The following is a 22,371-nucleotide window of genomic DNA, read 5'->3' as shown; positions in this document are numbered from 1 at the left end:
CCCATGAAGCTGGAAACCCTCGCCGTCCATGCCGGCTACAGCCCGGACCCAACCACTCGTGCAGTGGCTGTGCCGATCTACCAGACCACCTCCTATGCCTTCGACGACACCCAGCACGGCGCGGACCTGTTCGACCTGAAGGTGCCCGGCAACATCTATACGCGCATCATGAATCCCACCACCGACGTGCTCGAACAGCGCGTCGCAGCACTCGAAGGCGGCGTGGCGGCATTGGCTGTGGCTTCGGGCATGTCGGCGATCACCTATGCCATCCAGACGATCGCCGAAGTTGGCGACAACATCGTCTCGGTAGCCAAGCTCTACGGCGGCACTTTCAACCTTTTCGCGCACACGCTGCCGCGCCAGGGCATCGAGGTGCGCTTCGCCGCTCATGACGACATCGCCGCGCTCGAGGCACTGATCGACAGCAAGACCAAGGCGGTCTTCTGTGAGTCCATCGGCAACCCGGCGGGCAACATCATCGATATTCAGGCACTGGCTGACGCAGCGCACCGCCACGGTGTGCCCCTGATCGTCGACAATACCGTCGCCACGCCGATGCTCTGCCGGCCAATCGAGCATGGCGCCGACATCGTCGTGCATTCCCTGACCAAATACATGGGCGGTCACGGCACCAGCATTGGCGGCATCGTGGTCGACTCAGGGAAGTTCCCCTGGGCGCAGCACAAGGAGCGCTTCGCGCTGCTGAACACGCCTGACGTCTCCTATCACGGCGTCACCTACACCGAGGCATTCGGCCCCGCCGCCTTCATCGGTCGCTGCCGAGTGGTGCCGCTGCGCAATATGGGCGCGGCGATTTCACCGTTCAACTCCTTCCTGATCCTACAGGGGCTGGAGACGCTGGCGCTGCGCATGGAACGCCATTGCGAGAACGCGATGAAGGTTGCCGAATTCCTCCAGGCACACCCGCAGGTGGCATGGGTGAAATATGCCGGGCTGGCCGATCATCCGGAGCATGAATTGGCGCGTCGCTATATGCGTGGCACACCAGCGTCGATTCTCTGCTTTGGCATCGAAGGAGGCATGGAGGCCGGGGCGCGCTTCATCGATGCGCTCAAGCTGATCGTGCGGCTGGTCAACATCGGCGACGCCAAGTCGCTGGCCTGCCACCCAGCCAGCACCACGCATCGCCAGCTGAATGCCGAAGAACTCGCCCGAGCCGGGGTTTCTCAGGACCTGATCCGTCTGTCCATCGGCATCGAGCACATCGATGACATCCTCGCCGACCTGACCCAGGCCCTGGACGCAGCAAAGGGCTAAGGCCAGCAGCGCCGCTTCGCCGAGAATGCTTGATATCGGCCAGCGAGGCTCCACATTAGTGCGACAGACCGCTGTGGAGCCTCGCCATGACCGACTCGCTGATCATCCCCTGCGCAGAGTGCGCCAGCCTCAACCGTATTCCCGCTGATCGGCTGCATGACGCGCCGCGCTGCGGACGTTGCAAGTCCGATGCATTGCCAAACACACCATTCGAGCTGCAGCAAAGCCAGTTCACCAATCAGATCAAGGGCGATTTGCCGCTGCTGGTGGACGTCTGGGCCAGCTGGTGTGGCCCGTGCCGCAGTTTCGCCCCGATCTTCGCCCAGGCCGCCGCTCAGCTGCAGGGCCGCTGCCGATTGGCCAAACTGGACAGCGAGGCCAATCCGCAGCTGTCGAGCCAGCTCGGCATTCGTTCGATCCCCAGTCTGATCCTGTTCAAGGGGGGCAAGGAAGTAGCGCGCCAGAGCGGCGCGATGCCGTTGCCGCAGCTGCTCGCCTGGCTCCAACAGCACGGGATATGACGGCCGCCGTCCGGTAGCCTGTTCGGCTGCTGCCATGCGACAGAAGGTTAGGCGGCCGAAGCGGCTTTGCCGCTTGCATCGCCACGGAACACGAGCGTCGTCGCCCAACCGCTACGGGCAAATCTAGAACAGACAACCGATTCCGACCGACGGTTCCGTGCATTAGGCCTGCCTTTTATCCGGATATTTCACGCAACGTTTGCCTAGGTTCCACCGCGATTGGATAATGCCGCCGTTTTCACGGCAGACATTTACCGATAGTCGCTGTACAGGGACGTCGACACGCCAATAACAAGGCTCGAGGATGAGCCGGTGAGTTCAGCGTGATTCAATTCGAAATCGATCAATGGCAGGCCTGGGCTCCAGGCTTGGTGAGCACTGATGACTGGACCGACTGGGCCCGGGATCCGTGCGAGCTCGAAAGTGGTGACGTACAACCGGACGTCAGCTTCCTGCCGGCCATGCAACGTCGCCGCCTGAGCCGCCTGGCGCGCATGGTCTTTGCCGTGGCCACACCTCTGGCGGCCGGCCGACCAGCGATGCCGCTGGTCTATGCCTCCCGTCACGGCGAGACCACGCGCACCTTCGCCATTCTCAATGATCTCGCCGGTGAGGAACCGCTTTCCCCCACACAGTTCAGCCTGTCGGTGCACAACGCGATCATAGGGCTCTGGTCCATCCAGCAGCAGAACACGAGCGAGATGACCTCGCTGGCCGCTGAGGGTGATGGGCTGGAGCATGCCGTGCTTGAAGCCACCTTACTGCTCGGCGAAGGCGCTCCCGAAGTGCTGGTGGTGGTCGCCGAAGACCAGCCCCCAACGGTCTATGCGCCCTGGATCAATGACGTCAGCTTCCCCTATGCCGTGGCTCTGTTGCTCAAGCCGGGCAGGGCCTGGCAATTGAGCCTCGGAACCGCCGAGCCAACCCCGACCTGCGCCGCGCATCCGCATGCGATTAATCTGATCCGTGCACTACTCAACAACAAACCGACCTTGCAAAACCAATGGGGGAGCCGCCAATGGAACTGGCAGCAGACTCATTGAACCGTCGATACAGCGCGCCGTGGCTGTGGCGTCTGGTCGCGACCGGACTCTCTTTCATGCTGTTCGGTGTCGGCGGGCTCTGTCTGCGATTGATCGTTTTCCCTCTGCTGGCTCTGCTGCCAGGCGATAAAGCCGAACACCGCCGTCGGGCGCGCCAGACCGTAAGTCGGCTGTTCTGGCTATTCGTTCAGTTCATGTATCGCAGCGGCGTACTGACCTACGAGGTCGAGGGCGCCGAACGCCTCGGCCGACCAGGACAACTGGTGATCGCCAACCATCCTTCGCTGATCGACGTGGTGGTGCTGATCGCACTGATCCGCGACGCCAACTGTGTGGTCAAGCAGAGCCTGTGGGACAACCCCTTCACCCGCGGGCCGATCCGTGCGGCTCAGTACATCAGTAACAACGGCAGCGCCGAGATGCTGGATGAAGCCGCAGACGCGCTGCGCCAGGGCCAGACGCTGATCATCTTTCCCGAAGGCACGCGCACTACGCCAGGCCAGGCACCGCAGTTTCATCGGGGTGCGGCGGCCATCGCCTTGCGCGGTGCGCGTCTGGTGACACCCGTAGTGATCAGCGTAACGCCCACCACCCTCACCAAGGCCGAGCCCTGGTATCGCATCCCAGCAAGACGTTTTCATTTCCATCTGCGCGTCGGTGAGGACATCGACCCGCAGGTGTTCGCTTCGCGTGGCGCAGCACCTATCGCCTCGCGGCAACTCAACGATCATCTGCATCGACACTTCATAAAGGAGCTCGCACTCGATGAGCCAACTGCAGCTTGAAATCAAGCAACTGATCATCGACGCCCTGGGTCTGGAAGACCTAGGGCCGGACGACATAGCAGCCGATCAGCCCTTGTTCGGCGACGGGCTCGGGCTGGACTCGGTCGACGCGCTGGAACTGGGTCTGGCGATCCAGAAGCGCTTCGGCATCAAGATCGACGCCGACGCCAAGGACACCCGCAAGCATTTCGCCAGTGTCGGCAGCCTGGCCGCCTACGTCAGCGCCCACCGCGCCGTCACCGAGGAAGCCTGAGATGGAAAGCCGCAACGAGATCTTCCAGACCCTGCGCGATGCATTGGTCGAACTGTTCGAACTCGAACCCGAGCGGATCAGCCTGGAAGCCAACCTTTATCAGGACCTGGAAATCGACAGCATCGACGCGGTCGACCTGATCGATCACATCAAGCGCCAGACGGGCAAGAAGATTGCCGCAGAGGAGTTCAAGTCGGTACGAACCGTTGGCGATGTCGTCGAAGCGGTCTATCGACTGGTGAACCCTCAGCCGGCCTGACCCTACCGAACAACCGAACAAGCATTGCCCGGGGAGCCCAGCGCTACCTGGATCAAGCTCTTATGCGCAAACGGACGGCACGATGCAACCTCCCGCACGAACAGCTAAGGCGAACGCCAGCCGAATGACAGGACTCTGCCTGTTGCTGGCCGGTCTCGCCTACCCGTTCGCCGTTTACCTGGGTTTGGAGCACCTGTCGCCGCGCCTGTTTGCCGTATTGCTTGGTGCGCTCTGGGTGGCAAAGCTGCTTAGTGGAAAGCAGACACCGCTTAACTACACGATGGCTGCAAGCGCACTGCTGTTCTGCCTGCTACTCGGATTGGCGGGCGAGCCAGCCCTGTTGCGCTGGTACCCGGTGCTGATCAGTCTGGCCCTGTTCGGCCTGTTTGCCGGCAGCCTCTGCACGGGAATGCCGATCATCGAGCGCCTGGCGCGGCTGAGCGAACCCGACCTCCCTCCCGCGGCGATACGCTATACGCGCCAGGTGACCTGGGTCTGGCTGGGCTATTTCATCATTAATGCCGGCATCGCCAGCGGACTCGCTCTCTGGGCGCCGCTGAGCTGGTGGACGCTGTACACCGGGCTGATCGCCTATCTGCTGATGGGACTGTTATTCGCCGGTGAATGGCTGGTACGCCAGCGAGTCAGGAAAGCGACATGAACTGGATTGCCCTCGAACATCTGCTCGACCAGGCGCCCAAGTCTCGCCCGGTCACGCTCGACCCCGCCCTTGATCATGCCGAGCTGCGACAGCGCGCGCTGCGCCTCGCCGCGGGACTGCGCAATCGTGGCGTTGCCCGACTGGCTGTTCATCTGGAAGATGCAGCCGACCTGGCAGTTGCGCTGCTCGGTGCCTGGCGAGCAGGCGTCACGGTACTGCTGCCGGCCGATCTGCAACCTGCGAGCCGCTCACGATTGGCCCATCAGGCTGATCTGTGGCTAACGGATCAGGATGGCGACGCCAAACTCTCAGAGTTGCTGGCCGAGCCGCTCGAAGGGGCGAAGCTGGATCTGGACGGGTGCCGACTGCTGCTCTGCACCTCCGGCTCCAGCGGCGAACCGAAGCTGATTGAAAAACGCCTGCGCCAGCTGGCGAACGAGGTGGAAACGCTCGAAGCCTGCTGGGGAGCCGATCTCGGCGACGCCTGCGTGATCGCCAGCGTCGCCGCGCAGCACATCTATGGACTACTGTTCCGGGTGCTCTGGCCATTGTGCGCTGGCCGGCCCTTCATGCGCCGCGCACAGCCCTTCTCAGAAGACATCCAGCTGGCCAGCCGTCAGCATCCACGCTTCTGCTGGGTGGCCAGCCCGGCATTGCTCAAGCGGATGGGTGACAACCTCGACTGGCCGGCATTGCGCAGTGTGCGTCGGGTCTTTTCCTCGGGCGGAGCCCTGGATGCCGAGGCCGCGCAGCGACTGGAGCAACGCCTGGGTCAGCTGCCAACTGAAATCTACGGCAGCTCTGAGACGGGAGGCATCGCCTGGCGCCAGGGCGGAAAGCTGTGGCACCCCTTCTTTGGCGTTCAGTTGAGCCAGGACGAACAGGGCGCGTTGCGCGTCGCCTCACCCTCCCTGCCTCCCGGCCATATTGAACAGACGGCGGATGCGGCGCGCATCGAGGCCGACGGGCGCCTCGAACTGCTCGGCCGACTTGACCGCATCGTCAAGCTGGAAGAGAAACGCATTTCCCTGACGATGCTGGAAGCAGCGCTGAACGAACATCCCTTTGTCAGCGATACAAGGCTCGGCGTCATCAACGAAAACCGCGCCTACCTCGCGGCGCTGGTTGCGCTCAGTGAGGCGGGCCTGCATGCACTGCGCAACGGTGGTCGGCGCGCACTGACCGAGACGCTGCGCAAGCACCTGGCGAAGCACTGCGAAGCGCTGGCCCTGCCGCGTCGCTGGCGGCTGGTCACCCAGCTGCCCTTCAACAGCCAGGGCAAGCTCCCCCAGACCCAACTCGACGGGCTGCTGCAGGCGCCGCGTCCGCTGCAGCCCGAGCGTCTCAGCGCTTGTCAGGAAGACGATCAATGGCAGCTTCAGCTGGCCGTCCCGCCGGATCTGGCGCACTTCACCGGGCACTTCCCACAGACTCCGGTTTTGCCCGGCGTGGTGCAGATCGACTGGGCGATCGGCCTTGCCCAAGAGCTGATCACTGACCTGCCGCCGAGCTTTCAGGGCATGGAGGTGCTCAAGTTTCAGCAGCTGGCCCGCCCCGGTGATCAGCTGAGCCTGACCCTGCGCTTCGACCGCGAGCGCAGCAAGCTGCATTTCGCATACCGCAACGGCGACGCGCCCTGCTCGTCCGGCCGCATTCTGCTGGGAGATCCGCTGTGACCACGCTTACTCCGCTTGAGCCTGTGACGGCGACCGTGCCCGTTACAGAGCGCGATTTGCAGTTGCCACTGGCGATCGATGACGACTGGTTCAAGCCCTGCGCGGTGGTGCCGGTCTACAACCACGAAGATAGCCTGCCCAATGTCGTCCGCGCGTTGCTCGCCGAAGACCTGCCGTGCGTGCTCATTGATGACGGTTCCAGCCCGGATGCAGCGGCAATTATCGATGAGTTGGCAAAGCACCCGTTGGTGCACCTGCTCCGCCATAGCCGCAATCAGGGCAAAGGCGCAGCGGTTGCCTCCGGCTTGCGCGAGGCGTCGCGCCTCGGTTTCAGCCATGCGCTGCAGGTTGACGCCGACGGCCAGCACGACCTGAGCGGCGTGCCGCTATTCCTCGACCGCGCCAGCCAGGCGCCGGATGCGCTGATCTGTGGCTATCCCCAGTACGATTCGAGCGTGCCCAAAGGGCGCCTCTATGCCCGCTACCTGACCCACGTCTGGGTCTGGATCAATACGCTGTCCTTGTCGATCCGCGACTCCATGTGCGGCTTTCGTGTCTACCCGCTGCAGCCAACCTTGGCTCTACTCGACTCGACGGTGCTTGGGCAGCGCATGGACTTCGACACCGAGGTACTGGTGCGCCTGCACTGGCGTGAACAGCCGATGGTCTGGCTGCCGACACGGGTGCATTATCCGGTCGACGGGGTTTCGCATTTCCGCCTGTGGCACGACAACCTGCTGATCTCTTCGATGCACGCACGGCTGTTTGGAGGCATGCTCCTGCGGGCGCCCAAATTGCTCTGGCGGCGGCTGTGCCGATGAGCGAAAAAGCCGCAGCCGGCTCGCATTGGGCCGCGCACCGCGAACGGGGCAATTTTGCCTTGATGAAATTGACAGCCTGGGCCGTGCGCCTGCTTGGCCGCCGCACCATGGCGCCGCTGCTGTACCTGATTGTGCTGTATTTCTATCTGTTCAACCGCAGCGCGCGGCAGAGTGCCTGGCAGTACCAGCAGAACCTTGCCACTTATAGCGGCCGCGCCGACCTGGCGCCCGGCTGGCGCTCGGTCTACCACCAGTTCATGGCCTTCGCCGATGCCTTGCTGGACAAGCTCGATGTCTGGGGCGGACGCCTTGCGCTGGATCGACTGGTGCTGCACGACAGCGCCAACCTGCACGCTGACCTCAAGGCGCCGCGCGGCCAGCTGCTGGTCGGCTCACACCTGGGCAATCTGGAGATCTGCCGAGCCCTGGCGGAAATGGGCCGCAAGGTAAAGATGAACGTCCTGGTGCACACCCGTCATGCCGAGCAGTTCAACCGGCTACTGGATGAATCCGGCGCGAATAACTTGCGGCTGATTCAGGTCAGTGAACTGGACCCGGCGATCATGATGGAGTTGTCCCACCGGCTGGATCAGGGCGAATGGCTGGCCATCGCCGGTGACCGGGTGCCGCTGCAGGGCGCGCGCATCGCCACAGCCAACTTCCTGGGTCAGCCGGCCGCGTTCCCACAAGGCCCCTGGCTACTGGCCGGCCTGCTGCAGTGCCCGGCGAATCTGCTGTTCTGCCTGAAACATGCTGGGCAATTCCATGTCCATCTGGAGCCCTTCGCCGATCGTGTCGAGTGGCGGCGCGGCCAGCGCGACGCCGTGGTGCAGGCGTGGGTTCAGCGCTACGCGGATCGACTGGCGGCACGCTGCCTGGAAGCCCCTTTGCAGTGGTTCAACTTCTACCCTTTCTGGAACACCCATGAACAACGCTGAGCCCGTGACCTTTGGTGAAAACCACCTGCGTATCGAAGACCTGCTGGCCGTCGCCCAAGGACATGCGCCCGCCCGGCTGCAATCCGATTCGGTATTCCGCGAGCGGATTTCCCGCGGCGCGCAGTTCCTCGACACCCTGCTTGATCGCGAAGGCGTGATCTACGGCGTGACCACCGGTTATGGCGACTCCTGCGTGGTGGCTGTTCCGCTGCATCAGGTCGAGGCACTGCCGCAGCACCTGTTCACCTTCCACGGCTGCGGCCTGGGCAAACTGCTCGATGCCGAAGCCACCCGTGCGGTGTTGGGCGCTCGTCTGCGCTCGCTGACCCACGGTATGTCCGGGGTGCGCATCGAGTTGCTCGAGCGTTTGCAGGCGTTCCTCGAACATGACGTGTTGCCGCTGATCCCCGAGGAAGGCTCGGTCGGCGCCAGCGGTGACCTGACGCCGCTGTCCTATGTCGCCGCAACCCTGGCTGGCGAGCGAGAGGTGATGTATCGCGGCGAGCGCCGCAGCGCCGCCGAGGTGCATCGCCAGCTTGGCTGGACGCCGCTGACCTTGCGGCCCAAGGAAGCTCTGGCGTTGATGAATGGCACTGCGGTGATGACCGGCCTGGCCTGCCTCGCCTACGCCCGCGCCGATTACCTGCTGAAACTGGCCACCCGGATCACCGCGCTCAACGTCATCGCGCTGGAAGGCAATCCCGAGCATTTCGACGAAAGTCTGTTCGCGGCCAAGCCGCACCCGGGGCAGACACAGGTGGCTGCGTGGATTCGCCAAGACCTCGCCATCGAGGCGCCAACCGCCCCGCTGCACCGTCTGCAGGACCGCTATTCGCTACGCTGCGCACCGCACGTGCTCGGTGTGCTGGCCGACAGCTTGGGCCTCTTGCGGCAATTCATCGAAACCGAACTGAACAGCGCCAATGACAATCCGATCATCGACGCCGACAACGAGCGTGTGCTGCACGGAGGGCATTTTTATGGCGGACACATCGCCTTTGCCATGGACAGCCTGAAGAATCTCGTCGCCAACGTCGCCGACCTGCTCGACCGGCAACTGGCGCTGCTGGTCGACACCCGCTACAACCACGGCTTGCCGAGCAACCTGTCCGGCGCGCCAGCCGCTACGGCAATGATCAACCACGGCTTCAAGGCGGTGCAGATCGGCGCCAGCGCCTGGACCGCTGAGGCCCTGAAGAACAGCATGCCGGCCAGCGTCTTCTCGCGCTCGACCGAGTGCCACAACCAGGACAAGGTCAGCATGGGCACCATTGCCGCACGCGACGCGTTGCGTAGTTTGGAGCTGACCGAACAGGTGGCTGCCGCCGCGCTGATTGCCGCGAACCAGGGCGTCTGGCTGCGCCAGCGTCAGCCGGCGGCGCGGGCACTCCCGGCACCGCTCGCAGTGATGCACGAAGCGCTTGGCGCAGACTTCCCACCGCTGACCGAAGACCGTGCGCTGGAAGGCGAGCTGCGTCTGTGTCTCCAGCGTATTCGTGCGCGGCACTGGGGGCTGTATGCGTAAGGGCGGCGTACTGCAGGCAGAAATCGAAGTGCTGGTGCCCTTTTTCGATGTCGATTCCATGGACATCGTCTGGCACGGCCATTACGTCAAATATTTCGAGATGGCGCGCTGCGCCCTGCTCGACCGCATCGGTCACAACTACGTGCAGATGAGAGACGCCGGCTATGCCTGGCCGATCATCGACGTGCAGCTGCGCTACATGCGCGGCGCCCGTTTCAATCAGCGCATCGTTGTACGCGCCGATCTGGTCGAGTGGGAGAACCGCCTGAAGATCAACTACCTGATCAGTGACGCCGAAACCGGTGAGCGCATGACGCGCGGCAGCACCGTTCAAGTTGCCGTGGAGATCGCCACCCGCGAAATGCTGCTGGCCTCGCCAAAGGTACTGGTCGATGCCGTGGAGCGCGCACTGCTGTGATGCGCCTATTCAACCGCCCCGCTTGGCGCGCGCTGGTCGCGCTGGGTCTGCTGCTGGCGGTGACCGCCCGTGCCAATGCGTTCGACCTGCTCCAACTCAGCTTGCAACTGCGCGAACCCACGGTTGTTCGCGGCGCCTTCACCCAGGAAAAATACCTGCGCGCTCTGCCCCAGCCACTGGTCAGCGCGGGCACCTTCGTCCTGGCGGGCGACAGCGGTCTGCTGTGGTTCCTGCAAAGTCCGCTGCAGCAGGATTACCGGATCAGCGCGGCGGGAATCGCCCGACGCACGGCCAGCGGCTGGAAGCAGACTAGTCAGCAAGGGCCCGCAGCGCGCCAGAACGAGCTGTTTCTGGCCGTACTGCAGGGTGATACCGAAGCCTTGCAGCGAGATTTCGATCTGCAGCTGTCTGGCACTGCCCAGGCATGGGCGTTGACACTGACACCGCGCTCCCGGCTGCTGGCACAGATTTTCTCCAGCATTCTGATCCAGGGAGGGGCAACCGCCGAGCGTATCGAGCTGCGTGAAACCCAGGGCGACAGCACACGGCTGCTGCTGACCGACATCCAGATCGACGATCAGTTGAGCCCAAGCGAGCACCATGACCTCGCCGACTGATCATGCGCTCAGGCTGCCAGCCTGGCTCTCTTCACTGTTTTTTCTGGCCCTGCTTGGACTGGTCGGGCTGACTGCATGGCAATGGCGCGATGGTCCGCCAGTCAGCGCTAATCTGCTGCAGTTGTTGCCCAGCGGGGCGCCTGGGGAACTGGAGCAACTCGCCGAGCAGCGCGTGCAGGAACCGCTGAATCGCGATCTGATGCTGCTGGTTCACCATGCAGACGAAGACTCTGCCGTCGCGCTGGCCAAGGAAGTCGCAGGCAACCTCAACGCCAGCGGCCTGTTCGCGCAGATCCGTCGCTCCGTACAGGCCGATCTGCCGGCGATGCGCCAGCAATTACTGGATCAAAGACTGGTACTACTCGACCCCGCCAGCCGTGAAGCCCTCATCGCGTCACCCGAAGAGTTCATCCAACAGCGCCTGCAGCGCCTGTTCAGCCCATTCGAAAGCACCAGCCTGGTGCCGGTTGAAGAAGACTGGTTCGGGCTGGCCGACCTAGCGCAGCGGCGACTGCCGCAACCCGGCCATATCCACCCGCGTCTCGATGGCGCACTGGTGGCTGAACATGACGGTCAGCGCTGGGCCGTGATCCACGCGCAGATCGACGGCGACGCCTTTGACGACAAGCTGCCGCTGCTGGTCGACGAGCAGGTTCGTGCCGCTCGCCGCTGGGTCGAATCCCAGCACGGCGAACTGCTCGCAGCTGGCGGCGTGCTGCATGCCGCATACGGGCAACGTCAGGCGCGTGAGGAAGCAGGCCTGATCGGCAGCGTCTCGCTCGTCGCCACGCTCGCCTTGCTGCATCTGCTGTTTCGCACCCCACGCGTCCTACTGGTCGCCTTGCCGGTGTTGGTCGGGGCGCTCAGCGGCGCTGCGGCCTGCGTAGCCCTGTTCGGTCAGATCCATGTGCTGACCCTGGTGCTGGGGGCCAGCCTGGTCGGTGTCAGCATCGATTTTCCGCTGCACTACCTGTCCAAGAGCTGGACATTGCAGCCCTGGCAGGCGTTTCGGGCCCTGCGTTTGACGCTTCCCGGCCTCGCTCTGGCACTGGCGACCAACGTCATCGGCTATCTGGCCATGGCGTTCACTCCGTTTCCGGCACTGAGCCAGGTCGCGGTGTTTTCTGCCGCGGGGCTGCTCGGGGCCTTCGCCTGCGCCACCTGCCTACTGCCCTCGTTGGTGAACGTTCCCTTGCAGCCCTGGGCCGCCCCGCTGAGCTGGGCTGAACGCACCTTGAACGTGCGTCGCTGCTTGCTCGGCCGGGTCTCCTCGCGCTGGTTACTGGCCGGCTTCGTGGTGTTCTGCCTGGCCGGTATCAGCCAGGTGTCGTTCAAGGACGATCTGCGCCAGTGGGTCAGCCGCGCGCCTGCGCTGCAGCAGCAAGCCGAGCGCATCGGCCAGATCACAGGCTTCGAACCGACCAGCCAGTATTTCCTCGTTCGTGCGCAAACTCCCGACGAATTATTGGAGCGCCAGGAAGCGCTAAGCGCTCGCCTCGACGAGCTGGTGGCGGAGCAGAAGCTGCACGGCTACCTCGCCCTGAGCCAGTTGGCCGCGCCGACCATCATTCAGGAAAGCCTGCATCTTGCCTTGCCGCGCCTGCTCGAGAACAGTCAGCCACTGCTGGCACTTGGCATGCCAATCGAGGTGCTCGAGAAAGAATTGGCCGATCTGCAGACGCGCCCGGTGACAGGCCTCGACCAGGTGCTGGCAGGGCCGCTTGCCGAACCTTGGCGCCCGCTATGGCTGGGCACTCGAAAGGACGGCACCGTCGCGGGCCTGGTCAGCCTGCAAGGACTTCGCGACAGTTCAGCGTTGCACGGTCTGGCTGAGGGTATTGGCGGGGTCAGCCTCATCGACCGGCCCGCTGAGCTAAACCGTCTGTTTGCCGAGACCCAACGTCAGGCGGCGTTCTTCAAGATGCTGGCCGCCGTTCTTATTCTGGGTCTGCTGTGTCTTCCGTTCGGCTGGCGTGGTGCGCTGCGCTGCCTGGCTGTTCCGCTGCTGGCAGCGCTGGGCAGCCTCGCCTGTCTAGGCTGGCTGGGCCAGCCGTTGACCCTGTTTGGCCTGTTCGGCCTGTTGCTCGTGACGGCGATCGGTGTCGATTACGCGATCCTCATGCGTGAGCGAATCGGCGGCGCGGCGGTGAGCCTGGTCGGCACGCTTCTCGCAGCCGTCACCACCTGGTTGTCGTTCGGCCTGCTGGCCTTGTCGAGCACGCCGGCCGTAAGCAACTTTGGCCTGGCAGTGGGCATCGGCCTGGTCTTTGCTTTTCTGCTTGCGCCCTGGGCAGCAGACACCACCGAAGACCGAGCATCGTGACTGTCCATCGCGGCGCGGCGTCATGGCTTCAGTTGGCCTTGGTCGGCTTTCCAGCAAGGCCAGGCGACGGCATTCTGCTGAATAACCCTTTGTTTTACCCAACCCGCCGGCAGCAATCGGCGTCCGTCACCCTTGTCGAGTCGAACACATGAAGGCTTCCTCGCATTCTGAAAACCGTAGCGTTGTCGTTATTGGCGCGGGGCCTTCCGGGGCCATCGCCGCTGCTCTGCTCAAGCGTCAGGGGCACGACGTGCTGATCATCGAGCGACAGCGGTTTCCGCGCTTTTCGATCGGCGAGAGCCTGCTCTCGCATTGCCTGGATTTCATCGAGGAAGCCGGCATGCTCGAAGCCGTACGGGCCGCAGGTTTCCAGACCAAGCATGGTGCGGCCTTCGGTTGCGGCGACCGCTATACCGCTTTCGATTTTCGCGACAAATTTACCGAGGGCCACGGCAGCACTTATCAGGTTCAGCGCGCGGATTTCGACCAACTGCTGGCCGACCAGGCCGCGCTGCAAGGCGTCGAGATTCGTTACGAAGAGGAAATCACCGCCGCGGATTTCGACGGCCAGCGACCGAGTCTGCAGGTGCGCCGCCTCGACGGTAGCGAGTATGCGCTGGAGGCCGAATTCGTCCTCGACGCCAGTGGCTACGGCCGGGTGCTGCCGCGCTTGCTCGATCTGGAAGCGCCGTCGAGCTTTCCGCTGCGCCGTGCGGTATTCACCCACATCACGGACAACATCGTCGACCCCCGCTTCGACCGCGACAAGATCCTCATCACCACCCACCCGGAGCTGCGCGATGTATGGTTCTGGACCATCCCGTTCAGCAACGGTCGCTGCTCGCTGGGCGTGGTGGCCAGCGCCGAACGCTACGAAGGACGTCCGCTGGATCTGGATGCCTGTCTCAAGGAATTCGTCATGGAGGCCCCCAACCTCCAGCGCATCCTCAAGCATGCTCAGTGGGACACTCCAGCACGTCTGATCAATGGCTATTCGGCGAACGTCAAAGCGCTGCATGGCCCGGGCTTTTCGCTTCTGGGCAATGCGGCCGAGTTTCTCGACCCGGTGTTTTCGTCCGGCGTCACCATTGCGATGCGCTCGGCGAGTATGGCGGCAGCGGTGTTGCACCGGCAGCTGAGTGGCGAGGCGGTGGATTGGGACAGCGAATTCTCGGCGCCGCTCAAGCGGGGCGTGGAAACCTTCCGCGCCTATGTCGAGGGCTGGTACGACGGCAGCTTTCAGGACGTCATCTACTATGAACGCGCCCAGCCGGAGATTCGCCGGATGATCTGCTCGATCCTGGCCGGTTACGCCTGGGACAACAGCAACCCCTATGTCGCCGAGCCCCGACGCCGCCTGCGCGTATTGGCCGAGCTTTGCGCCACTCCGGCGCCCGCATGATCTCGTTGATATACAACCTGGTACGCCTGCCCTGGCTGTCGCTGCTGCTGTTGCTCGGCGCCTGCGCCCAGCAACAGCCCCTGCCGCCCCAGATGCCACGGCTTTCGTTGCCGGTGCAGCTGCATGTCGAGCGTCATGGGCAAGGCGAGACGGATCATTGGTTGTTGGTGATCCAGCAGGAAGGCGCGGCATTGCGCTGGTCAATGCTCAATCCCCTGGGCGTGCCGCTGGCGCGCCAGCTGTTGCTCGACGGGCGCTGGCAAGCCGACGGGATGCTGCCGCCCAATGCTGAAGCGCGCACGCTGTTTGCCGCTTTGCTGTTCGCACTCAGCCCCGCCGAGCAGCTGGAAGAGCTCTATGCTGATAGCGCATGGACGCTGCATCAGAACGGTCGCTCGCTGGCAGACGATGGTTCAACCTGGCACGTTCGTTACCTGGAGAAAGGCGGTTTCGAACTCGACGTCGGGCCAACGCTGACCTATCGTGTCGCGCCTATCGCGCCAGCCGGAGCCCGCCAACAATGACCGCCTACCTAAATGCACTCGGCCTGGTTTGCGCCCTGGGGCGCGGCAAGGCCGAAGTCGCCCGGCGCCTGCTGGCAGGCGACAGCTCAGGTATGCAGCCACATCCGCAAACAATTGCCGGGCGCAGCCTGCCGGTCGGTGCAGTCACCGGCGAGCTTCCCTCACTTGGCAATGCGCCGCTGCAGCATGTCACTCGCAACAATCAGCTGCTGTTAGCTGCGCTGGAGGAAATAGAACCCGACCTGCATGAGGCGATTTCCCGCTTTGGCCCAAGCCGCGTCGGCGTGGTCATGGGAACCAGCACCTCAGGTATCCAGGAGGCGACGCAGGGGATAGCCCGCCTTACAAGAGACGGCCACCTTCCGACCAGTTATCACTACAGCCATCAGGAGCTTTGCGCACCGGCCAGCTTCGTCAGCGAGCGCCTGCAGCTCAGCGGTCCGAGCTACTCGATATCCACGGCCTGTACGTCCAGTGCGCGCGCACTGCTCAGCGCCAAGCGATTGCTGGATGCGGGCATCTGCGATGCAGTGATCTGTGGTGGCGTCGACACCCTGTGTGATCTGACCCTGCGCGGTTTCAGCGCACTCGAGGCGACCAGCGCCCAGCTCTGCAACCCGTTTTCGGCCAACCGCGACGGCATCAATATTGGCGAAGCCGCTGCTGTTTTCCTGATGACCCGTGAACGTTCGCCAATTGCCCTGCTAGGCGGCGGCGCCAGCTCCGATGCCCACCACATCTCCGCTCCCGACCCGCGGGGGCTGGGCGCGATTGAGTCCATGAGCAAAGCATTGAGCAGCGCAGGGACCCTACCCGAACAGATCCGCTATCTGAATCTGCACGGCACCGCCACGCGGCATAACGATGCGATGGAGAGCCTGGCGGTGGCCAAGGTGTTTCCGACCGGTGTGCCCTGCTCATCCACCAAGCCGCTCACCGGCCACACCCTGGGCGCCGCGGGCGCATTGGAAGCGGCGTTCTGCTGGCTGGCGCTGTCCGACCATAACCCTGAACAACTGCTGCCGCCGCATCGCTGGGACGGCGAGCAAGATACCGACCTGCCGCAGTTGAATCTGACGGCAGTCGGGACCAAGGCGGTAGCGAGCCGGCCGCGGCGCATGATGAGCAACTCCTTTGCATTTGGTGGCAATAACATCAGCCTGATCCTGGGGGATGCACCATGATCGATTGGCCAGTCGCCGAGCTACTGCCTCACGCCGGAGACATGATCCTGCTCAATGCGGTCGAGTCATTTGATGCCGACAGCATCACGACCCACCTGCGGGTCAAAAGCACCGGCCTGCTCAACCTGCCTGACGGCAGCCTCCCGGCCTGGGCCGGCATCGAGATCATGGCGCAGACCGTCGCAGCCTTTGCCGGCTGCCAGGCGCGCTTGGCCGGGCAGCCGGTGGAGCTGGGCTTTTTGCTGGGCACCCGCCGCTTCCAATGCAACGTCGAGCACTTCCCGGCCGGCAGCCAGTTACGTATCCATGCGCTGCGTTCGCTGCAGGATGACAATGGCATGGGCGTGTTCGAATGCCATCTCGACGGGCCAGGCATCCATGCCGAGGCGCGTCTCAATGTGTTTCGCCCGCCCGAAGTGGCGAGCTATCTGCAAGAGCCTTCACCATGAGTAAAAGCATCCTTGTCACCGGTTCCAGCCGCGGCATCGGCCGCGCCATTGCCTTGCGCCTGGCGCAAAGTGGTCATGACATTGTCTTGCACTGCCGCGCGCGGCGGGACGAGGCGGAAGCCGTTCAGGCGCAGATTCAGGAGATGGGCCGCACGGCGCGGGTCCTGCAGTTCGATGTAGCGGATCGCGCGCAATGCCGCGAACAGCTGGAAACGGATGTCGAAACCCACGGTGCCTATTACGGAGTGGTCTGCAACGCCGGGCTGACCCGCGACGGCGCCTTTCCGGCCTTGACCGAGGACGACTGGGATCTGGTCATGCGTACCAACCTGGACGGTTTCTACAATGTCCTTCAACCGCTGACCATGCCCATGATCCGCCGCCGCCAGCCGGGACGAATCGTTTGCATCACCTCAGTATCTGGGCTGATCGGCAACCGCGGGCAGGTCAACTACAGCGCATCCAAGGCGGGCGTGATCGGCGCTGCCAAGGCGCTTGCCGTCGAGCTCGGCAAGCGCCGCATCACTGTCAACTGCGTGGCTCCCGGACTGATCGATACCGACATGCTCGATGACGATCTGCCCATCGAGGAAATGCTCAAAATGATCCCTGCACAACGCATGGGCACACCGGAGGAAGTCGCCGGCGCGGTCAACTTCCTGATGTCGGACGAGGCCAGCTACATCACCCGGCAAGTGCTCGCCGTCAATGGCGGGTTGTGCTGATGAAGCGCGTCGTCGTCACTGGCATGGCCGGCATCACCTCACTGGGCAGCGACTGGGCCAGCATCGAGGCTCACTTCAGCAGCAACCGCAGCGGCATTCGCTACATGCCCGAGTGGGACCGGTTCACCGAGCTCAACACCCGACTAGCAGGACCGGTGGATGACTTCGCGGTCCCTAAACACTGGACGCGCAAGCAGTTGCGCAGCATGGGTCGGGTGTCGCGGTTGTCGGTAAAGGCCGCCGAACAGGCCCTGGCTCATGCGGGCCTGCTCGATGATTCATCAATCCGCGACGGACGCATGGGCGTTGCCTGCGGCTCATCCACCGGCAGTACCGAGGAGATCAAGGCCTTCGGCAACATGCTGCTCAACTCGGTGGCCGACGGGCTGAACGCCAACTCCTACATCCGCATGATGCCGCACACCACGGCAGCCAATATCAGCATCTTCTTCGGCCTCACTGGCCGCGTGATTCCCACGTCCAGCGCCTGCACCAGCGGCAGCCAAGGCATTGGCTACGCCTACGAGGCGATCAAGTTCGGCCGCTTGCCGATGATGCTTGCTGGTGGTGCCGAGGAGCTGTGCGCCACCGAAGCCATGGTCTTCGATGCGCTGTATGCCACTAGCCTGAAAAACGACGCACCCGATACCTCTCCGCGCCCCTATGATGCCGGTCGTGACGGCCTGGTGATCGGCGAAGGTGCTGGCATGCTGGTGTTGGAAGAGCTCGAGCACGCCCTGGCCAGGGGCGCCACCATTCACGCCGAATTGATCGGTTTTGGCAGCAATGCCGACGGCCAACACGCCACTAAGCCGGAACAACTGACCATGTGCCGCGCCATGCAGCTGGCCCTCGAGGATGCCGGACTGCCGCCCGAGGCTATCGGCTACGTCAATGGCCACGGCACCGCGACCGAACAGGGCGACATTGCAGAAACCCTGGCGACCCAGTCGCTGTTCGGCAAAGGCATGCCGATCAGCTCGCAGAAGAGCTTTCTCGGTCACACGCTAGGTGCCTGCGGCGCTCTGGAGTCATGGTTCAGCATCGAAATGATGAACCACGACCGCTACATCCATACGCTCAACCTGGACAGCATTGATCCGCGCTGCGGTGATTTGGACTACATCGTCGCCGCGCCGCGCGTCATGCAGCACGAATATGTGATGAACAATAATTTTGCCTTCGGCGGTATCAACACGTCGCTGATCTTCCGCCGCTGGGCTTGACCTTTTCACCCAAAACACCGCAAGGAGAATGCAATGAAGAAAAACCTATGGATTGGCGCAGCACTGGTGCTCTGTGCATTACCCGGAGTCAGCCAGGCCCGCGACACTACCCATTACCTGCCGTTCGACCAGGTCGTGGAAGAGGCAACCGCCTCTGGCAAACTCGACGGCAGCGTGAAGTTCTACCTGGCTGGCGAGACGCCCAAGAGCGCGCAGATCATTCGCCGGGACGTTTCCACCAGCAAGAAAACCAACGCCTTCAACAAGACTGACGAGGGTGCCTGCAGCTGGGCGCTGCAATCGGCGCTGATCGGCATGCAACAGGCCGCCAAGGCGGCAGGTGCCAATGCGGTGGTGGACATCGCCAGCAACTACAAGCACGTCGAATACAAAGACAGCCAGAAGTACGAGTGCCATGCCGGCGCAATCATGGCGGGGGTGGCAATCAAGGGCAACCTGGCGAAGGTCAAGTAAAGCCGTGGGCGCTCGGGACCGTTAAACGGGACCGGGCGCTGTACTTGCGCGACCAATGACAATCCGACTGTCGTCCTTGCCGAACGAATAACTGGACCCACGAGTCAACACATGCAGACCCTTCCATTTCAAGGAGCTGCCCATGTTTGGCAAGTCAACGCACAAGTTCGAAGTCAACTACCTCTTCCAGAACGAACCGCGTAACCATCTCATCGATTCGGAAGAAGAGCGCATGTCGCAGGCCAGCGCCGCTCGGCATCTGATCGAATTGCACAATGGCGATGCGGAAAACAGCCTGGTCATGCCAGAGGCCGGGGCTGACGAGGGCAAGATTCTGGAACAGGCCGAGGTCATCGGTATCACCGATATCCGGGTGACCAAACTGGTGCACGAACATGAACCAGGGACCACGCCGGGCCACTACCAGCAGCCTTAAAAAAAAAGAGCCGCTAACAGCGGCTCTTTTTTTCATCGTAGTAAATCAGCGGTGGTACTGCGCCGAGAGTTCGTGAACAGCCTCGATAAACGCACCGGCGTGGGCCGGATCGACCTCAGGGGTAATGCCGTGGCCCAGGTTGAACACGTGACCTTCGCCTTGCCCGAAGCTGCCTAGAATACGGCCGACCTCGGCCCGGATCGCCTCAGGCTTTGCGAACAGCACGCTCGGGTCCATGTTGCCCTGTAGCGCGACCTTGTCGCCAACGCGGGCACGCGCGACGCCGATGTCGCAGGTCCAGTCCAGCCCCAGTGCTTCGGCACCGGTCGCCGCCATGGACTCCAGCCACAGCCCACCGCCCTTGGTGAACAGAATGACCGGTACACGGCGACCGCCATGTTCGCGAATCAGCCCATCGACAATCTTTTGCATGTAGGCCAGGGAGAATTCCTGATAGGCCGCGGCGGAAAGGCTGCCACCCCAGGAATCGAAAATCTGCACTGCCTGGGCACCGGCGAGAATCTGCCCATTCAGGTAGCTGGTCACCGACTGCGCGAGCTTATCCAGTAGCGCATGCATCGCTTGGGGATTTTCGTAGAGCATGGCTTTGGACTTACGGAAGTCCTTCGACGAACCGCCCTCGACCATATAGGTTGCCAAGGTCCAAGGGCTTCCGGAAAAGCCTATCAACGGAACGCGGCCGTTGAGCTCGCGACGAATGGTGCGCACCGCGTCCATCACGTAACCCAGATCTTTCTCCGGATCCGTAATCGGCAGCGCCTCGATGTCGGCCATGTTGCTGACGACCTTCTTGAAACGTGGGCCTTCCCCGGTCTCGAAGTACAAGCCCAGCCCCATGGCGTCTGGCACCGTGAGGATGTCGGAGAACAGGATCGCCGCGTCCAGCGGGTAACGCTCAAGCGGCTGAAGGGTGACTTCACAGGCCAGTTCGGGATTCATGCACAGGCTCATGAAATCGCCCGCCTTGCTGCGGCTGGCCCGGTATTCCGGCAGGTAGCGGCCGGCCTGACGCATCATCCACACCGGGGTGACGTCGACAGGTTGCTTGAGCAAGGCGCGGAGAAAGCGGTCGTTCTTCAAGGCAGTCATGTCTGGGTTCCAGCAAAAAAGTGGCGGCATTGTCGCAAAGCGCAAAACAAAAGGCACGGCGAGCGCCGTGCCTTTTATCCGTGGGCTTGATTCAGGTCAGGCTCGTTTGGAGGCATGTTCCAAAGTAAAGCCCAGAGTGGATGCCACGCCCACCAGTCACCGTGAACCGGCTAGGTGCATCGGCAGCGCCTATCCACCCAGTGAATCAGACTTCCAGGTAGTCGAGGATGCCTTCAGCAGCCTGACGGCCTTCGAAGATCGCCGTAACGACCAGATCGGAACCACGCACCATATCGCCGCCCGCGAAAATCTTCGGGTTGCTGGTCTGATGCTTGAACTGGCCCATCTCCGGTGCCACTACACGGCCCTGGTTGTCGGTTTGAATGCTTTTGCCTTCAAACCAGTCAGCTGGACTCGGGCGGAAACCAAAGGCGATAACCACGGCATCTGCCGGCAATACTTCTTCGGAACCGGGAATTGGCTCAGGGCTACGACGTCCGCGCGCGTCCGGCGCACCGAGACGGGTCTCGACCACCTTGACGCCTTCGACCTTGCCCTCGCCGACTATGGCGATGGGCTGCCGGTTGAAGAGGAACTTGACGCCCTCTTCCTTGGCGTTCTTCACTTCTTTGCGCGAGCCCGGCATGTTCGCTGCGTCACGCCGGTAGGCACAGGTCACGCTCTTGGCGCCCTGGCGGATGGAGGTGCGGTTGCAGTCCATCGCTGTGTCGCCGCCGCCGAGCACCACAACCTTCTTGCCCTTCATGTCGACGAAGTCTTCCGGCGCCTTTTCAAAGCCGAGGTTACGGTTAACGTTCGCGATCAGGAAATCCAGCGCATCGTGTACGCCCGGCAGGTCTTCGCCAGGGAAGCCACCCTTCATGTAGGTGTAGGTACCCATGCCCATGAACACGGCGTCGTATTCGGCGAGCAGCTGGTCGATGGTCACGTCCTTGCCGACTTCGGTGTTCAGGCGGAACTCTATGCCCATTCCGGTGAAGATTTCACGGCGACGGCTGAGAACGGACTTTTCCAGCTTGAACTCTGGGATACCAAAGGTCAGCAGTCCGCCGATTTCCGGATTCTTGTCGAACACCACTGGTGTAACGCCGCTGCGCACCAGTACGTCGGCGCAACCCAGGCCAGCCGGTCCCGCGCCGATGATGGCGACCTTCTTGCCAGTCGGCTTGACCTTGGACATGTCCGGGCGCCAGCCCATGGCGAAGGCGGTATCAGCAATGTACTTTTCCACCGAACCGATGGTGACTGCGCCGAAGCCGTCGTTAAGCGTACAAGCGCCCTCGCACAGACGATCCTGCGGGCAGACGCGGCCACAGACTTCCGGCAGGGTGTTGGTCTGGTGCGCCAGTTCGGCCGCAGCCAGGATGTTGCCCTCGGAAACCAGCTTGAGCCAGTTGGGAATGTAGTTGTGAACCGGGCACTTCCACTCGCAGTAAGGGTTGCCGCAACCCAGACAGCGGTGTGCCTGCTCGCAAGCCTGCTGCGGCTTGAAGGGTTCATAGATCTCGACGAACTCTTTCTTGCGCTGTCGCAGCAGCTTTTTCTTCGGATCCTTGCGCCCGACTTCGATGAACTGGAAGTCGTTATTCAGACGTTCAGTCATTTCAAAACCTCTTAACGGCAGCCGCAAGCCCTAGGCTGCTGACTGCGTGACAATCACGGAGCGGGGCAAGCCCCAGGCACATGGCCGAGGCTTGCC

24 protein-coding genes are annotated in these 22,371 nt (G+C 62.9%); 22 read left to right on the top strand and 2 right to left on the bottom strand.

Annotated elements, in window-relative coordinates:
* The first annotated feature begins 3 nt into the window (after positions 1 to 3).
* The 22 genes from CXK96_RS15520 (at position 4) to CXK96_RS15415 (ending at position 19,541) form a co-directional block, all read left to right on the top strand.
* On the top strand, positions 4 to 1,281 hold the full coding sequence (locus CXK96_RS15520) for a bifunctional O-acetylhomoserine aminocarboxypropyltransferase/cysteine synthase (protein ID WP_102837344.1): 1,278 nt from the start codon (positions 4 to 6) through the stop codon (positions 1,279 to 1,281).
* 86 nt (positions 1,282 to 1,367) lie between these two features.
* Positions 1,368 to 1,802 (top strand): thioredoxin TrxC, encoded by a 435-nt coding sequence (trxC, locus tag CXK96_RS15515; protein WP_102837343.1) that lies wholly within the window; start codon positions 1,368 to 1,370, stop codon positions 1,800 to 1,802.
* 323 nt (positions 1,803 to 2,125) lie between these two features.
* The gene (locus tag CXK96_RS15510; protein WP_102837342.1) at positions 2,126 to 2,845 is read left to right on the top strand and encodes a beta-ketoacyl synthase chain length factor; all 720 of its coding nucleotides are present in this window, start codon (positions 2,126 to 2,128) and stop codon (positions 2,843 to 2,845) included.
* Positions 2,821 to 3,630 (top strand): lysophospholipid acyltransferase family protein, encoded by an 810-nt coding sequence (locus tag CXK96_RS15505; protein WP_102837341.1) that lies wholly within the window; start codon positions 2,821 to 2,823, stop codon positions 3,628 to 3,630. The genes CXK96_RS15510 and CXK96_RS15505 overlap by 25 nt, the downstream gene beginning before the upstream one ends.
* On the top strand, positions 3,611 to 3,883 hold the full coding sequence (locus CXK96_RS15500; RefSeq protein ID WP_102837340.1) for a phosphopantetheine-binding protein: 273 nt from the start codon (positions 3,611 to 3,613) through the stop codon (positions 3,881 to 3,883). The genes CXK96_RS15505 and CXK96_RS15500 overlap by 20 nt, the downstream gene beginning before the upstream one ends.
* Position 3,884: 1 nt before the next feature.
* Positions 3,885 to 4,142 carry an acyl carrier protein gene (locus tag CXK96_RS15495; protein ID WP_045430740.1) on the top strand — a complete coding sequence of 86 codons (258 nt, stop codon included), beginning with the start codon at positions 3,885 to 3,887 and terminating at the stop codon, positions 4,140 to 4,142.
* An 82-nt stretch (positions 4,143 to 4,224) separates the two neighbouring features.
* Complete coding sequence (locus CXK96_RS15490; protein WP_102837339.1) at positions 4,225 to 4,803, top strand: hypothetical protein; 579 nt, start codon at positions 4,225 to 4,227, stop codon at positions 4,801 to 4,803.
* Positions 4,800 to 6,479, top strand: coding sequence for an acyl-CoA synthetase family protein (locus CXK96_RS15485; protein WP_102837338.1), 1,680 nt, complete (start codon positions 4,800 to 4,802; stop codon positions 6,477 to 6,479). The genes CXK96_RS15490 and CXK96_RS15485 overlap by 4 nt, the downstream gene beginning before the upstream one ends.
* Positions 6,480 to 6,535: 56 nt before the next feature.
* On the top strand, positions 6,536 to 7,300 hold the full coding sequence (locus CXK96_RS15480) for a glycosyltransferase family 2 protein (protein WP_272888513.1): 765 nt from the start codon (positions 6,536 to 6,538) through the stop codon (positions 7,298 to 7,300).
* Positions 7,297 to 8,238, top strand: coding sequence for a glycosyl transferase (locus tag CXK96_RS15475; protein WP_102837337.1), 942 nt, complete (start codon positions 7,297 to 7,299; stop codon positions 8,236 to 8,238). The genes CXK96_RS15480 and CXK96_RS15475 overlap by 4 nt, the downstream gene beginning before the upstream one ends.
* Complete coding sequence (locus CXK96_RS15470; protein ID WP_102837336.1) at positions 8,225 to 9,763, top strand: HAL/PAL/TAL family ammonia-lyase; 1,539 nt, start codon at positions 8,225 to 8,227, stop codon at positions 9,761 to 9,763. Before CXK96_RS15475 ends, CXK96_RS15470 begins: the two co-directional genes overlap by 14 nt.
* Positions 9,756 to 10,181, top strand: a complete 426-nt coding sequence (locus CXK96_RS15465; protein WP_102837335.1) for an acyl-CoA thioesterase — start codon at positions 9,756 to 9,758, stop codon at positions 10,179 to 10,181. The genes CXK96_RS15470 and CXK96_RS15465 overlap by 8 nt, the downstream gene beginning before the upstream one ends.
* The gene (locus tag CXK96_RS15460; protein WP_102837334.1) at positions 10,181 to 10,798 is read left to right on the top strand and encodes an outer membrane lipoprotein carrier protein LolA; all 618 of its coding nucleotides are present in this window, start codon (positions 10,181 to 10,183) and stop codon (positions 10,796 to 10,798) included. Before CXK96_RS15465 ends, CXK96_RS15460 begins: the two co-directional genes overlap by 1 nt.
* A complete protein-coding gene (locus CXK96_RS15455; protein ID WP_102837333.1) occupies positions 10,782 to 13,121 on the top strand; it encodes an MMPL family transporter in 2,340 nt (779 codons plus the stop codon). The genes CXK96_RS15460 and CXK96_RS15455 overlap by 17 nt, the downstream gene beginning before the upstream one ends.
* A 148-nt stretch (positions 13,122 to 13,269) precedes the next feature.
* Complete coding sequence (locus CXK96_RS15450) at positions 13,270 to 14,523, top strand: NAD(P)/FAD-dependent oxidoreductase (protein ID WP_102837332.1); 1,254 nt, start codon at positions 13,270 to 13,272, stop codon at positions 14,521 to 14,523.
* Positions 14,520 to 15,047, top strand: a complete 528-nt coding sequence (locus CXK96_RS15445; RefSeq protein ID WP_102837331.1) for a DUF3261 domain-containing protein — start codon at positions 14,520 to 14,522, stop codon at positions 15,045 to 15,047. Before CXK96_RS15450 ends, CXK96_RS15445 begins: the two co-directional genes overlap by 4 nt.
* Positions 15,044 to 16,231, top strand: coding sequence for a beta-ketoacyl-[acyl-carrier-protein] synthase family protein (locus CXK96_RS15440; RefSeq protein WP_102837330.1), 1,188 nt, complete (start codon positions 15,044 to 15,046; stop codon positions 16,229 to 16,231). The genes CXK96_RS15445 and CXK96_RS15440 overlap by 4 nt, the downstream gene beginning before the upstream one ends.
* Positions 16,228 to 16,680: a hotdog family protein gene (locus CXK96_RS15435; RefSeq protein WP_102837329.1), complete on the top strand. Its 453-nt coding sequence runs from the start codon at positions 16,228 to 16,230 to the stop codon at positions 16,678 to 16,680. Before CXK96_RS15440 ends, CXK96_RS15435 begins: the two co-directional genes overlap by 4 nt.
* A complete protein-coding gene (gene fabG / locus CXK96_RS15430; protein ID WP_102837328.1) occupies positions 16,677 to 17,405 on the top strand; it encodes a 3-oxoacyl-ACP reductase FabG in 729 nt (242 codons plus the stop codon). Before CXK96_RS15435 ends, fabG begins: the two co-directional genes overlap by 4 nt.
* On the top strand, positions 17,405 to 18,631 hold the full coding sequence (locus CXK96_RS15425; protein WP_102837327.1) for a beta-ketoacyl-ACP synthase: 1,227 nt from the start codon (positions 17,405 to 17,407) through the stop codon (positions 18,629 to 18,631). Before fabG ends, CXK96_RS15425 begins: the two co-directional genes overlap by 1 nt.
* Before the next feature lie 33 nt (positions 18,632 to 18,664).
* Positions 18,665 to 19,105: an excinuclease gene (locus tag CXK96_RS15420; protein WP_102837326.1), complete on the top strand. Its 441-nt coding sequence runs from the start codon at positions 18,665 to 18,667 to the stop codon at positions 19,103 to 19,105.
* Positions 19,106 to 19,247: 142 nt separating this feature from the next.
* Positions 19,248 to 19,541 (top strand): hypothetical protein, encoded by a 294-nt coding sequence (locus CXK96_RS15415; RefSeq protein WP_102837325.1) that lies wholly within the window; start codon positions 19,248 to 19,250, stop codon positions 19,539 to 19,541.
* A gap of 45 nt (positions 19,542 to 19,586) precedes the next feature.
* On the opposite strand, the gene hemE is transcribed toward CXK96_RS15415, so the two are convergent.
* Together hemE and CXK96_RS15405 are read right to left on the bottom strand one after the other, a co-directional pair.
* Positions 19,587 to 20,651 carry a uroporphyrinogen decarboxylase gene (hemE, locus tag CXK96_RS15410; protein ID WP_102837324.1) on the bottom strand — a complete coding sequence of 355 codons (1,065 nt, stop codon included), beginning with the start codon at positions 20,649 to 20,651 and terminating at the stop codon, positions 19,587 to 19,589.
* A 205-nt stretch (positions 20,652 to 20,856) separates the two neighbouring features.
* Entirely contained in the window at positions 20,857 to 22,275 is a 1,419-nt protein-coding gene (locus tag CXK96_RS15405; protein ID WP_102837323.1) for an FAD-dependent oxidoreductase, read from the bottom strand.
* Positions 22,276 to 22,371: the final 96 nt, after the last annotated feature.

Source organism: Stutzerimonas stutzeri, from assembly GCF_002890895.1.
Taxonomy (GTDB): domain Bacteria; phylum Pseudomonadota; class Gammaproteobacteria; order Pseudomonadales; family Pseudomonadaceae; genus Stutzerimonas; species Stutzerimonas stutzeri_AB.
This window is presented reverse-complemented; position numbering and strand designations above follow the sequence as displayed.